Annotated in this window: 11 protein-coding genes; 8 read left to right on the plus strand and 3 right to left on the minus strand. The window is 69.9% G+C overall.

Translation table 11 applies throughout. The features are described 5' to 3' along the window. The first annotated feature begins 101 nt into the window (after positions 1–101). From H9L17_RS03640 to H9L17_RS03665, 6 genes are all read left to right on the plus strand, one after another. On the plus strand, positions 102–2,351 hold the full coding sequence (locus H9L17_RS03640; protein WP_187571003.1) for a nitric-oxide reductase large subunit: 2,250 nt from the start codon (positions 102–104) through the stop codon (positions 2,349–2,351). Between the two features lie 121 nt (positions 2,352–2,472). Then, positions 2,473–3,723 carry an NnrS family protein gene (locus tag H9L17_RS03645; RefSeq protein ID WP_187571004.1) on the plus strand — a complete coding sequence of 417 codons (1,251 nt, stop codon included), beginning with the start codon at positions 2,473–2,475 and terminating at the stop codon, positions 3,721–3,723. Positions 3,724–3,733: 10 nt separating this feature from the next. Continuing rightward, the gene (locus H9L17_RS03650; protein ID WP_343044056.1) at positions 3,734–4,144 is read left to right on the plus strand and encodes a SirB2 family protein; all 411 of its coding nucleotides are present in this window, start codon (positions 3,734–3,736) and stop codon (positions 4,142–4,144) included. A 20-nt stretch (positions 4,145–4,164) separates the two neighbouring features. Beyond that, the gene (locus tag H9L17_RS03655; protein ID WP_187571005.1) at positions 4,165–6,099 is read left to right on the plus strand and encodes a pyridoxal phosphate-dependent decarboxylase family protein; all 1,935 of its coding nucleotides are present in this window, start codon (positions 4,165–4,167) and stop codon (positions 6,097–6,099) included. A 31-nt stretch (positions 6,100–6,130) separates the two neighbouring features. Next, complete coding sequence (locus H9L17_RS03660) at positions 6,131–7,237, plus strand: PLP-dependent cysteine synthase family protein (protein ID WP_187571006.1); 1,107 nt, start codon at positions 6,131–6,133, stop codon at positions 7,235–7,237. Beyond that, entirely contained in the window at positions 7,234–8,733 is a 1,500-nt protein-coding gene (locus H9L17_RS03665) for a UbiD family decarboxylase (RefSeq protein WP_187571007.1), read from the plus strand. The genes H9L17_RS03660 and H9L17_RS03665 overlap by 4 nt, the downstream gene beginning before the upstream one ends. A gap of 188 nt (positions 8,734–8,921) precedes the next feature. Here the strand turns inward: H9L17_RS03665 and H9L17_RS03670 are convergent, their stop codons facing one another. Then, a complete protein-coding gene (locus H9L17_RS03670) occupies positions 8,922–9,410 on the minus strand; it encodes a DnrO protein (RefSeq protein WP_187571008.1) in 489 nt (162 codons plus the stop codon). Positions 9,411–9,588: 178 nt separating this feature from the next. On the opposite strand from H9L17_RS03670, the gene ubiU reads away from it, so the two are divergent. Together ubiU and H9L17_RS03680 are read left to right on the plus strand one after the other, a co-directional pair. Then, entirely contained in the window at positions 9,589–10,587 is a 999-nt protein-coding gene (ubiU, locus tag H9L17_RS03675) for a ubiquinone anaerobic biosynthesis protein UbiU (protein WP_187571009.1), read from the plus strand. A gap of 10 nt (positions 10,588–10,597) precedes the next feature. Next, positions 10,598–11,470, plus strand: a complete 873-nt coding sequence (locus H9L17_RS03680) for a U32 family peptidase (protein WP_187571010.1) — start codon at positions 10,598–10,600, stop codon at positions 11,468–11,470. 293 nt (positions 11,471–11,763) lie between these two features. On the opposite strand, the gene H9L17_RS03685 is transcribed toward H9L17_RS03680, so the two are convergent. Further along, positions 11,764–13,194: an L-aspartate oxidase gene (locus H9L17_RS03685; protein WP_187571011.1), complete on the minus strand. Its 1,431-nt coding sequence runs from the start codon at positions 13,192–13,194 to the stop codon at positions 11,764–11,766. Further along, on the minus strand, positions 13,191–14,219 hold the full coding sequence (gene nadA, locus H9L17_RS03690) for a quinolinate synthase NadA (RefSeq protein ID WP_187571012.1): 1,029 nt from the start codon (positions 14,217–14,219) through the stop codon (positions 13,191–13,193). Before nadA ends, H9L17_RS03685 begins: the two co-directional genes overlap by 4 nt. Between the last annotated feature and the right edge of the window lie 75 nt (positions 14,220–14,294).

Below are 14,294 nucleotides of genomic sequence, written 5' to 3' on the forward strand. Positions count from 1 at the left end.
ATCCTCGCGCCAAGTTGATTCAAGTCATGGAGCCCCGCGGCCGTTCGGCCGAGGATGCGCCCGCTCGTTCAATACGCCCGTTCCAGATCAGGAGAGTCGCAATGTCCATCACCAAACGGCTGTGGCTGGGTCTGGGGGCCCTGCTCGCCGCCAGCTTCGCCGTCATGCTGTGGCTCGGCGTGGACCTGATCCACACCGCACCGCCCATCCCCGATCGCGTGGTCGCCGCCAACGGCCAGACCCTGTACACCCGCGCCGACATCGACCGCGGCCGCCAGGTCTGGCAGAGCATCGGCGGCCAGCAGCTCGGCTCCATCTGGGGCCACGGCGCGCTGGTCGCGCCCGACTGGTCGGCCGACTGGCTGCATCGCGAAACCGAAGCGCTGCTGGAGTTGCAGGCACGCGGTTCGACCGGCCAGTCCTACGCCAGCCTCGACGACGGCGAGAAGGCGAAGATCCAGGCGGCGGTCAAGCCGATGGTCCGCACCAACACCTATGACGCGGCGAAGAACGAAATCGTGGTCAGCGACATGCGCGCGCAGGCGATCAGCATGGTCGCGGCGCACTACGAGAGCGTGTTCTCCAACGACCCGGCCACGCACGAGCTGCGCGAGGCTTATGCGATGCGCGAGAACACGGTGTCCGACGGCGACAACCGCCGCGCGATGACCGCGTTCTTCTTCTGGACCGCGTGGGCCACCGGCACCGACCGTCCCGGCTATGAGAACCGCAGCTACACCAACAACTGGCCGTACGAGCCGCTGATCGGCAACAAGCCGACCTCGGACAACTTCATCTGGTCGATGTTCTCGCTGCTGTTCCTGATCGGCGGCGTCGGCCTGCTGGCCTGGCATTACGCCGCCTACCACGGCAAGGAAGAACTGCCGACGCCGCCGGCGCAGGATCCGCTGCAGAGCCTGACCATCACTCCGTCGATGAAGGCCACCGCCAAGTATTTCTGGGTGGTGGTGGCGCTGTTCCTGTGCCAGATCCTGCTGGGCGCGACCACCGCGCACTTCCAGGTGGAAGGCCAGGAAGCCTACGGTTTCAAGATCGCGGAAATCCTGCCCTACTCGCTGACCCGCAGCTGGCATACGCAGCTGGCGGTGCTGTGGATCGCCACCGCGTGGCTGGCCACCGGCCTGTACATCGGCCCGGCGATTTCCGGACATGAACCCAAGTACCAGCGCGCCGGCGTCAACTTCCTGTTCGCCTGCCTGTTGATCATCGTGGTCGGCTCGTTCGCCGGGCAGTGGTTCGCGGTGATGCAGAAGATGGGCCTGAAGTACAACTTCTGGTTCGGCCACCAGGGCTGGGAATACACCGACATCGGCCGCTTCTGGCAGGCGTTCCTGTTCGTCGGCCTGCTGGTGTGGCTGACCCTGGTGGGGCGCGCGCTGTGGCCGGCGCTCAAGCGCAAGGACGAGATGTCCTCGATCGTGGGCCTGCTGTTCCTCTCCACGATCGCCATCGGCCTGTTCTACGGCGCCGGCCTGATGTGGGGCGAGAACAGCCACATCTCTGTGGTCGAGTACTGGCGCTGGTGGGTGGTACACCTGTGGGTGGAAGGCTTCTTCGAGGTGTTCGCGGTCGCGGTGATGAGCTTCCTGTTCGTGAAGCTGGGCCTGCTGCGCGGCAAGTCGGCCACCATCAACGTGCTGTTCGCCACCATCGTCTACCTGACCGGCGGCGTGCTGGGCATGTTCCACCACCTGTACTTCGCCGGCACCACCACGGCGGCGGTCGCGCTGGGCGCCACCTTCTCGGCGCTGGAAGTGGTGCCGCTGGCGCTGATCGGGCTGGAAGCCTACGAGACCTGGAGCCACAGCCGTGCCACCCCGTGGATGGCCCGCTACAAGTGGCCGATCATGTTCTTCCTGGCCACCAGCTTCTGGAACCTCGTCGGCGCCGGCCTGTTCGGCTTCCTGGTCAACACCCCGATCGCGCTGTACTACATGCAGGGCATGAACCTGACCGCGCTGCACGGCCATACCGCGTTGTTCGGCGTGTACGGCATGCTCGGCATCGGCCTGATGCTGTTCTGCCTGCGCGGCCTGAAGCCGCAGGTGCAATGGCCGGAAGGCCTGCTGCGCGGCGCGTTCTGGAGCCTCAACATCGGCCTCGGCCTGATGGGCCTGCTGACCCTGCTGCCGATGGGCGTGCTGCAGCTCAATGCGGCGCTGGACCACGGCTACTGGTTCGCCCGCTCGGCCGAGTTCATGAACCGCCCGATCATCGACATGCTGGTGTGGATGCGCATGCCGGGCGACCTGGTGTTCTCGGCGGGCGCGCTGATGCTGGCGCTGTTCATCGCCCGCAAGTGGCTGAAGCCGAAGCTCGCGACGGACTGACGGTTCGATCGCAAGCCGCGTGACCACGGGGACGGCAAACGCCGTCCCCGTTTTGTTTGCGCGCCGGGCGCGGCTGACCTGCATCAAGGCGACCGCCACCGCCCGGCGCGACACTGCCGGCATGAACAGGACTCTCCACAACGACGCCGGCGGCGGCCTCTCGCCCGCGCTGCTGGCGGAAGCGCCGCACCGGCTGCTGTTCTTCGTCGGCGCGGTCAACGTATTGCTGGCGATGACGTGGTGGCTACTGTGGCTGATTGACGTGCGCTGGGGCGTGATTGGTTTGCCCGCCGGCACGCCGTTCGGCGGCTGGATGCACGCCTTCGTCATGCAGTACCAGCTGCTGCCGCCCTTCATGTTCGGCTTCCTGATGACCACCTTCCCGCGATGGACAGGCACGCCCGACCTGTCGCGCTGGCATTACGTGCCGGTCGGGTTGGGCCTGCTCGGCGGGCAGTTGGCGGTGGTCGGCGGGATGCTGTTCGGGCAGCAGGCGATGGTCCACATCGGCGTGGTGATGTCGCTGGTCGGCTGGGCGTACGGGGTGTCGCAGCTGCTGCGGGTGCTGCTGGTCGAGCGCCGCGCCGGCAAGGGGCCGACCTGGCACGCGTGGTCGTGCTTCGCCGCGATGGCGTTCGGCCTGCTCGGCCTGCTGCTGATGGCCGCCTACCTGCACGGCGCGGGGCCGTGGGCGGTGACGGTGTCGATCAAGCTGGGCACGTTCGGCCTGCTGCTGCCGGTGTACGCGACGGTGGCGCACCGGATGTTCCCGTTCTTCGCCGGCAACGTGGTGCCGGGCTACCGCGCGTGGCGGCCGCTGTGGGCGCTGGCCGCGCTGTGGGCGCTGCTGCTGGCGCACCTGGCGCTGGAGCTGGCGCACGCGAACGCCTGGATGTGGCCGGTCGACGCGCTGCTGGCGATCGGCAGCGCGCTGGTGCTGCTGCGCTGGTGGCCGCACGGCAAGGCGCCCGGCATCCTGTGGGTGCTGTTCCTCGGCTTCGCCTGGCTGCCGGTCGCGTTCGCGCTGTATGCCGCGCAGAGCGCGATCCTGGCCGGCGGCGGCGAGTTCGTGCTCGGCCGCGGGCCGGCGCACGCGCTGTTCATCGGCTTCTTCGGCAGCCTGCTGGTGGCGATGGTGACGCGAGTGACGCAGGGCCATTCCGGCCGGCCGATGGCGATGCCGGCGGTGGGCTGGTTCGCCTTCGCGCTGCTGCAGCTGGTGGCGCTGACCCGCATCGCCGCCGAGGCCGCGCCCGACGGCTACTTCTGGCAGGTCGTGGCCGCGGCCGGCTGGCTGCTGGCGTTCCTGCCGTGGGTGCTGCGCTCGCTGTCGATCTACCTGCATCCGCGCGCCGACGGGCGGCCGGGCTGAGGACGCGCGCATGTCGCCGATGATGGAGTTCTACCCGCAGATCAAATGGACGCACGTGCACGCGGTGATGTGCAGCGGCGCGATCTTCGCGCTGCGCGGCTTTGCTTCGCTGCTGGGCGCGCGCTGGCCGCGACACTGGCTGCCGAAGTACGGCAGCTACACCGTCGACACCATCCTGCTGACCTCGGCCACGATGCTGTTCTCGATGCTGCCGGGGGCGATGTTCGGCAACGGCTGGCTGACCGCCAAGCTGCTCCTGCTGGTGCTGTACGTGACGCTGGGTGTGCTGGCGATGCGCGAGAAGCGCAGTCGCGCCCAGCGCACGGTCTTCTACGTGGCCGCGCTGGCCACCTTCGTCTTCATGTTCGGCATCGCCCGCATGCACCATCCCGCCGGATGGCTGCTGCGGCTGTTCGGCTGAACACCCCGGAGTCCTCTTCGATGCAACCCGCTTCCGACGCGCGCACGCGCACGCTCGACGCCTGCTTCCTCGGCCCCTACGGCGAGAACGACGCGCTGCTGGAAAAACTCGTGGTCGAGTTCCTGCGCGACCACGTCTACTGGCGGCGCAACTTCCATCCCGAGGATCCGCCGGCGATCTCCACCACGGCGGCGCAGCATCCGGACTACCAGGCGTTCGAGGCGCGCATGCGCCGCGAGCTGCACCAGCTGTCGGCGGCGCTGAAGAAGTCGGTGCCGTTCCACAGCCCGCGCTACATCGGCCACATGGCCTCCGACCTGCTGCTGCCCGGCCTCGCCGCTCAGATCCTCACCCTGCCCTACAACCCCAACAACGTCTCCGAAGACGCCGCGCCAGTGACGGTGGAGCTGGAGGTGAAGGTCGGCCTGCAACTGGCCGGCATGCTGGGCTACGTCAACGATCCGCAGCGCGCGGACTGCGCCTTCGGCCACCTCACTTCCGGCGGCACGCTGGCGAACTATCAGGCGCTGCGACTGGCGCTGGCGCAGAAGGCGTTCCCGGTCGCATTGCTGGCGGCGGGCGTGCCCGACCTCGCAATGCCGGAGGACGTCTGGAGCGCCTTCAACCTGCATCCGCACGCCGCCACCGCACTGGTGGACGCATGGCAGCAGTGGCTGGCGCAGGCGACGCCGGCCGAGCGCCGCCGCTGGCAGGCGCGCGTGCAGGGCGAGCGCATCGAGCAGCGCGGGCTGGCCGGCTTCTTCGCCGCGCACCCGACGCTGAAGGTGCCGAAGGTGCTGGCGCCGATCACCGCGCATTACTCGTGGAGCAAGGGCTGCAAGCTGCTGGGGCTGGGTCGGTCGCAGCTGGAATTGCTGCCGGAGCGCGGCATGCGCATCGACGTGGACGCGCTGGACGCGACGCTGGAGCGCTGCCTGCGCGAGCGCCAGCCGGTGCTGATGGCGGTGGCGGTGATGGGCACCACCGAATACGGCACGGTCGATCCGATCGACGCCGCGGTCGCCGCGCGCGAACGCTTCGCCGCGCGCGGGCTGGGCTTCGCGGTGCACGTCGACGCCGCCTGGGGCGGCTACCTCGCCACCCTGTTCCGCAGCGCCGATGGCAGCCTGCGCGCGCGCGAGGACGTGGCCGCCGGCTTCGCTCACTTCCCCTCGCCCGAGGTCTATTCAGCCATCGCCGCGCTGGGCGACACCGATTCGGTGACGGTCGATCCGCACAAGCTGGGCTACCTGCCCTACGGCGCCGGCGCCTTCATCTGCCGCGACCACCGCGCGGTCGCGCTGCTGTCGGAGGAAGCCGACTACGTGTTCCACGGCGCGGCGCCCAAGGATTACATGGGCCGCTACCGCAGCCTCGGCCAGTTCATTCCGGAAGGCTCCAAGTCCGGCGCGACGGTGGCCGGCGTGTACGTGACCCACAAGGTGCTGCCGCTGGACCACGCCCACTTCGGCCAGCTGCCGGCGCAGACCATCCGCGCGGCGGAAGCCTTCCACGCGCGCGCGCTGCGCTTCGCCGACGAATTGCGCGAGGTGGTGCGCGCGGTGGTGCCGTTCGCGCCCGACAGCAACCTGGTCTGCTTCGCGCTGAACCCCGCCGGCAACCGCAGCGCCGCCGTCGCCAACGCCTTCGTCCGCCGCCTGCACGACGAACTGCGCGTCGACACCAGCCGCCCCTTGCAGGACAAGCAGTTCTTCGGCTCGGTGACCACGCTGCGGCCCGAGGCGCTGGGCGAAACGGAGACGCGGCGCATCCTCGACGCGCTCGACCTCGATCCCGCCACCCTGGCCGAGGACGGCGGCGACCGGCTGGTAATCCTGCGCCACACGCTGATGAACCCATACCTGATCGACCACGAGAACGGGATCAGCTACATCGACCGCTATTTCGAGCACCTCGGCGCGCGGGTGCGCGCGCTGCTGGCGGCGGGAAATTGAGGATCGGCGGCGGACGCGGGATCATGGGCGCATGAACACGACCACGAACCGCTCCGATTCCGCCGCCCGCGCCTGGGTGAGCGACGCGCTCGCCCTGCTGGAACAGGAGGCGACGCGCTCCGCCGACACCCACCTGCTGCGGCTGGATTTCCCCGGCTTCCCGGACATCGCCTTCTACTTCAAGGACGAGGCCAGCCATCCCACCGGCAGCCTCAAGCACCGCCTCGCCCGCTCGCTCTACCTGTACGCGTTGTGCAACGGCCGGCTGCGTCCGGGCCAGACGGTGGTGGATGCGTCCTCGGGCAGCACCGCGATCTCCGAGGCGTGGTTCGCGCGCCTGCTGGGCCTGCCGTTCATCGCGGTGATGCCGGCCTGCACCGCGCCGCAGAAGATCCGCGACGTGCAGGCGCAGGGCGGCCAGTGCGACCTGGTCGAAGACCCGTCGCAGGTGCACGCGCGCGCCGCGCAGCACGCCGCCAACGGCGCCTGCCACCTCGACCAGTTCGGCCTGGCCGAACGCGCCACCGACTGGCGCGGCAACAACAACATCGCCGAGTCCATCCTCGGCCAGCTGCGCCGCGAGCCGCGGCCGGAGCCGACCTGGATCGTCTGCGGCGTCGGCACCGGCGGCACCTCCGCCACCATTGGCCGCTACCTGCGCTACCGCCGCCTGTCCACCCGGCTGTGCGTCGCCGAACCGACCGGCAGCGGCTACGTGCACGGCTGGCGCGAACGCAGCCGCGACGCGGTGGCCAGCCGGCCCACGCGGATCGAGGGCATCGGCCGCCCGCGGGTGGAGCCGGGCTTCATCTTCGACGTGGTGGACGAGGTGGTCGAGGTCGAGGACGCCGCCTCCATCGCCGCCGCGCTACTGCTGGAAGACCTCATCGGCACGCGCTATGGCGGCTCCTCCGGCACCAACTTCGCCGCCTGCCTGCAGCTGGCCGCGGACATGCGCGCGCGCGGCGAGCGCGGCAGCATCGTCAGCCTCCTCTGCGACCGCGGCAAGCGCTACCAGCAGACCCTGTTCGATCCCGGCTGGCGCGACGCGCACGGCATCGACATCGCGCCCTGGCAGCGCTCGCTGGGCGATGCGCTCGCCACCGGAACATTCACGCCACCCGACGGTTCTTCATGAGCTTCCACGACCTGCGCGCCTTTATCGAAGCACTCGAACGCCAAGGACGCCTGAAGCGCGTCGGCGCGCCGGTCGATCCAGAACTCGAAACTACGTCGCTCAGCCTGCGCGCCCTGCGCAACGGCGGGCCCGCGCTGCTGATGGAGCATCCGATCGGCAGCGACCACGCCTACCTCGGCAACCTCTACGGCCACCGCGACCGCATCGAGGCGGCGCTGGCCGGCCGGCCGCTCGCCAGCCTGCGCGAACTCGGCGAACTGCTGGCGGCGATCCGCGAACCGCGCTGGCCGTCCAGCCTGCGCGAAGCGCTCGGCACCTGGCCGGAACTGGCCCAGCTGGCGCACGTCGCGCCGCAGAAAGTGCGCGAGGCCGCGTTCCAGTACGAGACGCTGGAAGGCGACGAGGTCGATCTTTCCCGCCTGCCGATCCAGCGCTGCTGGCCGGAGGACGCGGCCAAGCTCATCACGCTGGGGCTGGTGGTGACGCGCGGCACCCGCAAGCCGCGCCAGAACGTGGCGATCTATCGCCAGCAGGTGATCGGCAGGAACCGCATCATCATGCGCTGGCTGCCGCATCGCGGCGGCGCGCTGGATTTCGCCGACTGGAAGGCCACGCATCCCGGCAAGCCCTTCCCGGTGCTGGTGGCGATCGGCGCCGACCCGGCCACGCTGCTGGCGGCGGTCGCGCCGATTCCCGACACGCTGTCCGAATACGAATTCGCCGGCCTGTTGCGCGGCGAACGCACCCGCGTCTGGCCCAGCGCGCTGACCGGGCTGGATGCGCCGGCCGGCTGCGAGATCCTGCTGGAGGGCTTCATCGACCCGGCGGAAACCGCGCTGGAAGGCCCGTTCGGCGACCACACCGGCTACTACAACGCGCAGGACCACTTCCCGGTGATGACGATCCGGCGCATGCACCTGCGCCGCGACGCGATCTACCAGGGCAGCTACATGGGCCGCGCGCCGTTCGACGAGCCCTCGGTGATGGCGATGGCGCTGAACGACGTGTTCGTGCCGCTGCTGCGCAAGGTGTTTCCGGAGATCGTCGATTTCCACTTGCCGCCGGAGGCGTGCTCCTACCGCATCGCGGTGGTGTCCATCCGCAAGCAGTATCCCGGCCACGCGCGCCGGATCATGATGGGGATCTGGTCATACCTGCGCCAGTTCACCTACACCAAGTTCGTGATCGTCACCGACGAGGACATCGACGTGCGCGACTGGTCGCAGGTGATCTGGGCGATCGCCACTCGCGTCGATCCGGCGCGCGACAGCGTGCTGATCGACAGGACGCCGATCGACTATCTGGATTTTTCCAGCCCGACGCCGAACCTCGGCTCCAAGCTCGGGCTGGATGCCACCAACAAATGGCCGGCTGAGACCACGCGCACCTGGAGCAAGCCGATCCAGCTTGATCCCGGCGTGGAGAAGCGGGTGGATGCGCTGTGGCGGCAGGTCGCGGCCGGACAGGAAAAAGCGGGCGGCTCCGCGATGGCGTAGGGCGGGGCCCGCACACCGAAACAGACAGCGGCTGCGCAACGCCTCCCTGCGTGCTTTCTGTTCGTCACTCCCGCGAAGGCGGGAGTCCAGCTTGATGCTCTGCGGGCATTTCAGGAGCTGGATGCCCGCCTTCACGGGCATGACGGATCGGGACTTCAAGCGGCCATCGCCTCTGCGCGATCTGCCACTCAATCAGCCGGCGTGTTCCACTCCACATCGTCGAACAGCTGCGGATAGCGCGCCAGCGCCGCGCGCATGTCCGCGATCGCCGCCGCCGGCGCTTCTTCCGACTCGCGCACCGCCTTGGCGCCGACCAGGAACTTCGCCAGCAGGCCGTGCAGCGCGGCGTCCGCGTCGGGCTTCAGCTTGCAGGCCGCGATCATGCCCTTGACCGCCTCGTCGATGTGCTGCGCGGTGTTGCGGGCCTGCACGGCGTCCATGTGGCCGTGCTCGTAGTGCTCCAGCGCCTGCACCGCCTGGCGGATGCCGCGCATGCCCTCGCGCAGGGGCGCGTCGGTGGCCCAGCGCTGCGCGGGCACCGGCGCGGGTTCGGCTGCGGGCGCGGCGTGCGAATGCGCCGCATGCGCATCGTGCGCCGACTGCGCCATCGCCGGCGCCACGGCCAGCGCCGCGAGCAGCGCGGCTGCGGAAACGAGAACGGACTTGCTGGACTGCATGGGTTTCTCCAGGGCAATCGCGGGCAGAGCGCCCGCGCCAGCCGCACCATCGCATCCGCCCGCGCGGCCGGCCATGACCCACGTCAACGCGCGCAAGTCCCGCCGATTGATCCAAATCAATGACGCCCGCGCGTCCGCCGCAAGACCATGCCGGCTTCCCCGTGTCGGAGCCTTCCGCATGCAACTGGTGTGTCCCGCCGGCAACCTGCCGGCCCTGCAGGCGGCGGTGGACGCGGGCGCGAACGCGGTCTATGCCGGCTTCCGCGACCAGACCAATGCGCGCGCCTTCCCCGGCCTGAACTTCTCTGACGACGAACTGCGCGCCGGCATCCGCTACGCGCACGCCAAGAACGCCAAGGTCTACCTGGCACTGAACACCTATCCCGACAGCGCGCGCCTCGCGGACTGGCACGCCGCCGTGGACAAGGCCGCCGCGCTGGGCGCGGACGCCATCATCGCCGCCGAGATGGCGGTGCTCGACTACGCCGCGCGCACCCATCCGCAGTTGCCGCGCCACCTGTCCGTGCAGGGCAGCGCCACCACCGCACCGGCATTGCGCTACGCCTACGAACGCTTCGGCATCAGCCGCGCGGTGCTGCCGCGGGTGCTGTCGCTGCAGCAGGTCGAGCGGCTGTGCGAGAAGTCGCCGGTGGCGCTGGAAGTGTTCGCCTTCGGCAGCCTGTGCATCATGGTGGAAGGCCGCTGCCAGCTCTCCAGCTACGTCACCGGCGCCTCGCCCAACCGCCACGGCGTGTGTTCGCCGGCGAAGTTCGTGCGCTGGGACGAACAGGCCGACGGCAGCCGCAGCGTGCGCCTCAACGACGTGCTGATCGACGAGTTCAAGCCGGAGGAACCCGCCGGCTACCCGACCGTGTGCAAGGGCCGCTTCGAAGTCGGCAACGAGGTCTTCCACGCGCTGGAGGAACCCACCAGCCTCAACACGATGGAGCTGCTGCCGCGGCTGAAGCAGATCGGCGTGGTCGCGCTGAAGATCGAGGGCCGCCAGCGCGGCGTGGCCTACGTCGGCTCGGTCACGCGCACCTGGCGCAGGGCCATCGACCAGGTCATGGCCGACGAGGCGCACTGGCAGCTCAGGCCGGAATGGCAGGCGGAACTGTCGCGTCACGCCGAAGGCCACCAGACCACGTTGGGCCCATACCACCGCGCCTGGCACTGAAGGAACATCGATGAAACTCAGTCTGGGCCCGCTGCAATACTTCTGGCCGCGCGAACGCACGCTGGCCTTCTACCGCGAAGCGATCCGCTGGCCGGTGGACATCGTCTATCTGGGCGAAACCGTGTGCAGCAAGCGCCGCGAACTGCGCACCGCCGACTGGCTAGCGCTGGCCGGGGAGCTGGCGGCGTCGGGCAAGCAGATCGTGCTTTCGACCTTGGCGCTGATCGAAGCCGAGTCCGAATTGAGCGTGCTGGATCGGCAGATTTCGCACGGCGGTTTCTGGATCGAGGCCAACGACCTGTCGGCGGTGCAACTGTGCCGCGAGAAGGGCCGCCCGTTCGTGGCCGGCCCGTCGCTCAACGTCTATAACCATCGCGCGCTGGCGATGCTGGCGGAGGACGGCCTGCGCCGCTGGGTGCCGGGCGTGGAACAGGGCCGCACGCTGATCGGCGAACTGAAGGACGCCTTCGTCGCCGATGGCGGCGCGATGCCGGAACTGGAGGTGATTGCCTGGGGCCGGCTGCCGCTGTCGTACTCGGCACGCTGCTTCACCGCGCGCGCTCTGGACGTGCCGAAGGACCAGTGCGGCTTCCGCTGCATCGACTATCCCGACGGCATGCCGCTGGCGACCCGCGAAGGCCGGCCGTTCCTGCGCATCAACGGCATTTCGGTGCAGGGCGAGGAAGTCACCGACCTTGGCCCGGAGCTGCCCGAGCTGCGCGCGCTGGGCGTGGACATCCTGCGCCTGTATCCGCAGGCCGAAGGGATGGAGGCGGTGGTGCGTCACTTCGACGCGGCGCGCGAAGGCGCGGAGATTCCGGCGCGGATCGGCGAGCGCAACGGCTACTGGCACGGGGAACCGGGAATGCGGATGCCGGCCTGAGCCGGCAAGTTCCTTTCGGCACAGGGACGTGCCGTTTTTTTCCCGCAGGTTCGGATGCAAGCGACTAGGACGGGATGCAGGGCAAGCAACGCGCCCTGTAACTGTCGCGCCACGCCCAATGCTGCCGCCCTCGCATTTCCGGTTTCGTCCTGAGCTCAGCGAAGGAGCTGCTTCTGCCGTTGATGGTGCGAACAAGCAGATCCTTCGCTGCGCTCAGGACGACGGGGTTGAGGTGACGACGGCACACGAACCTGCTCCTGCCTGGGCGATGCCTGCCCCGCGAGCTTCCCGCTTCAATCAAGCCGGAAATGCGCCCCGAGGCTTTCCGTCCGCCGCAGCGCGGCCTCCACCATCGCACGCGCCAATCCGCCCTGCCAACCCAGCTCCGCCAGCGCCGCGCATTCCTCCAGCGCCGGGCGCAGCGCCTCGCCTTCGCGCACCGGCCCCATCGCCCGCATCATCAGCTCGCGCAGGCCCGCGAGGCTCGCTGCATCCAGCGACGGCTTGCGGCGCACCAATGTGAACCGCCCATGCTCGTTGCCGGACTCCGGCAGCACGCGCAGCAGCCGGCCCAATCGGCGGCCGAACACCACACCTTCCAGCAGCGAATTGCTGGCTAGGCGGTTGGCGCCATGCACGCCGTTGCAGGCCACCTCGCCCACCGCGTGCAGGCCCGGCAGCGATGTGCGGCCGTCGGCATCCACTTTGATCCCGCCCATGTGAAAATGCGCCGCCGGCGCGACCGGGATCGGCTGCACGCGCGGGTCGATGCCGCGCTCCATGCAGGCGCGGAACACGGTGGGGAACTGCGACGGGAACGCCGCGCCTATCCGGTGCGCGTCCAGCCACGCGCCGCCCTCGCGACAGGCCCGCCAGACCCGCCGCGCCACGATGTCGCGCGGCGCCAGGTCGGCCAGCGGATGCAGGCCGTCCATCAGCGAGTTGCCATCCGCGTCGAGCAGGCGCGCGCCGGCGCCGCGCAGCGCCTCGGTCACCAGCGGCAGGCTGTGCAGGCCAGGCAGCGCCAGCGCGGTGGGATGGAACTGCACGAACTCCAGGTCGCGCATCGCCGCACCCGCCGCCAGCGCCAGCGCCAGCCCGCTGCCGTCGGCGTCGGGCGGGTTGCTGGTCTGCGCGAACAGGCCGCCGATGCCGCCGGTCGCCAGCACCACCGCGCGCCCGTGCAGGGCTTCGCGGGTGCCGTCCGGGTTCGTCACGCAGACGCCGCAGACGCGGCCGTCGCGCAGCACCAGGCCGTCGACGTCCACCCCCGCGCGCCGTTCGATGTGCGGGGAGCGGCGGGCGACCGCGACCAGCGCCTCCATGACCTTCGCGCCGGTGGCGTCGCCGCCGGCGTGAACGATGCGCGGGCGATCGTGGCCGCCCTCGCGGCCGAGCCGCAGCGCGCCGCCCTCGTCGCGGTCGAACGCGACGCCCTGCCATTGCAGCCATTCGATGGCGGCCGGCGCGCCCTCGGTCAGCACGTCGACCATCGCGCGGTCGTTGCGGTGGCTGCCGGCGTCGCAGGTGTCGCGCGCGTGCGCCTGCGGGGTGTCGTCGGTGCCGACCGCCGCGGCAATGCCGCCCTGCGCCAGCGCGCTGGCCGCATGCTCCGCACCGCGCGCGCGGTTGAGCAGCAGCACCGGCGCGGGCGCGGCGGCCAGCGCGGCGGTCAGGCCGGCGATGCCGCCGCCGACGATGACGACGGGCGTGGGCGCGCTCACACCCGGTCGCGGCGGCCGACCGCCAGCATGCGCTCCAGCGCGCGCCGTGCGCCGGCGATGGTCGCGTCGGGCACCGTCACTTCGTGCTTCATCTTGCGCAGGCAGGCGTGGATGTTCAGCAACGTGATCCGCTTCATGTGCGGGCACAGGTTGCAGGGCTTGATGAACTCCACCTGCGGGAAGCGGTTGCGCAGGTTGTCGGCCATCGAGCACTCGGTGATCATCGCCACCCGCGACGGCTTCTCCTTTTCCAGCCACGCGCCCATCGCGCTGGTGGAACCGACGAAATCGGCCTCGGCCAGCACCTCCGGCGGGCATTCCGGATGCGCCACGATCTTCGCGTCGAAGCGCTCGCGGGTATGCCGCGCTTCCATCGCGGTGAACTTCTCGTGCACCTCGCACTGGCCGTTCCACAGCACCAGTTCGATGCCGGTCTGCTGCGCCACCCACGCGCCGAGGTAGCGGTCGGGCAGGAAGATCACCTTGTCCGCGCCGAACTCGGCGGCGATCGCCTCCACCACCTGCGCGGCGTTGGCCGAGGTGCAGCAGGCGTCGGACTCGGCCTTCACCGCCGCGCTGGTGTTGACGTAGCTGACCACCGGCGCGCCCGGATGCTGCGCGCGCAAGGCGCGCACGTCGGCGGCGGTGATCGAGGAGGCCAGCGAGCAGCCGGCGTCCAGGTCCGGAATCAGCACGGTCTTTTCGGGCGCGAGGATCTTGGCGCTCTCGGCCATGAAGTGGACGCCGCACAGCACGATCAGGTCGCTGTCGCACTCCGCTGCCGCCTGCGCCAGCGCCAGCGAGTCGCCGGTGACGTCGGCCACGCCGTGGAAGATCTCCGGCGACTGGTAGCTGTGCGCCATGATCGTCGCGCCGCGCTGGCGCTTGAGTTCGAGGATGGCGTCGATCCACGGCAGATGCAGCGGCACTTCCATGCACGGGATCAGGCGTTCGAGCTTCTCGACCAGCGGCGCGTGGCGCGCTTCGAGTGCGGGATGCCAGGACGGCGCGGCGGATGCGTTCATGCGGCCTTCGTGTCGGAATCGGGAACGTGGAATGCCCGCGCGGCAACGGCGCGGGCGAGGTGCAAGCGGAACGCC

This window comes from Thermomonas brevis (genome assembly GCF_014395425.1).
In the GTDB taxonomy this organism is placed as follows: domain Bacteria; phylum Pseudomonadota; class Gammaproteobacteria; order Xanthomonadales; family Xanthomonadaceae; genus Thermomonas; species Thermomonas brevis.

What these genes read in the sequence shown, in the direction of transcription:
- H9L17_RS03680 (WP_187571010.1), top strand. Translation starts at nt 10,598, where the DNA reads ATGAAACTCAGTCTGGGCCCGCTGCAATACTTCTGGCCGCGCGAACGC.
- H9L17_RS03670 (WP_187571008.1), bottom strand. Translation starts at nt 9,410, where the DNA reads ATGCAGTCCAGCAAGTCCGTTCTCGTTTCCGCAGCCGCGCTGCTCGCG.
- nadA (WP_187571012.1), bottom strand. Translation starts at nt 14,219, where the DNA reads ATGAACGCATCCGCCGCGCCGTCCTGGCATCCCGCACTCGAAGCGCGC.
- H9L17_RS03640 (WP_187571003.1), top strand. Translation starts at nt 102, where the DNA reads ATGTCCATCACCAAACGGCTGTGGCTGGGTCTGGGGGCCCTGCTCGCC.
- H9L17_RS03655 (WP_187571005.1), top strand. Translation starts at nt 4,165, where the DNA reads ATGCAACCCGCTTCCGACGCGCGCACGCGCACGCTCGACGCCTGCTTC.
- H9L17_RS03665 (WP_187571007.1), top strand. Translation starts at nt 7,234, where the DNA reads ATGAGCTTCCACGACCTGCGCGCCTTTATCGAAGCACTCGAACGCCAA.
- H9L17_RS03650 (WP_343044056.1), top strand. Translation starts at nt 3,734, where the DNA reads ATGTCGCCGATGATGGAGTTCTACCCGCAGATCAAATGGACGCACGTG.
- H9L17_RS03645 (WP_187571004.1), top strand. Translation starts at nt 2,473, where the DNA reads ATGAACAGGACTCTCCACAACGACGCCGGCGGCGGCCTCTCGCCCGCG.
- ubiU (WP_187571009.1), top strand. Translation starts at nt 9,589, where the DNA reads ATGCAACTGGTGTGTCCCGCCGGCAACCTGCCGGCCCTGCAGGCGGCG.
- H9L17_RS03660 (WP_187571006.1), top strand. Translation starts at nt 6,131, where the DNA reads ATGAACACGACCACGAACCGCTCCGATTCCGCCGCCCGCGCCTGGGTG.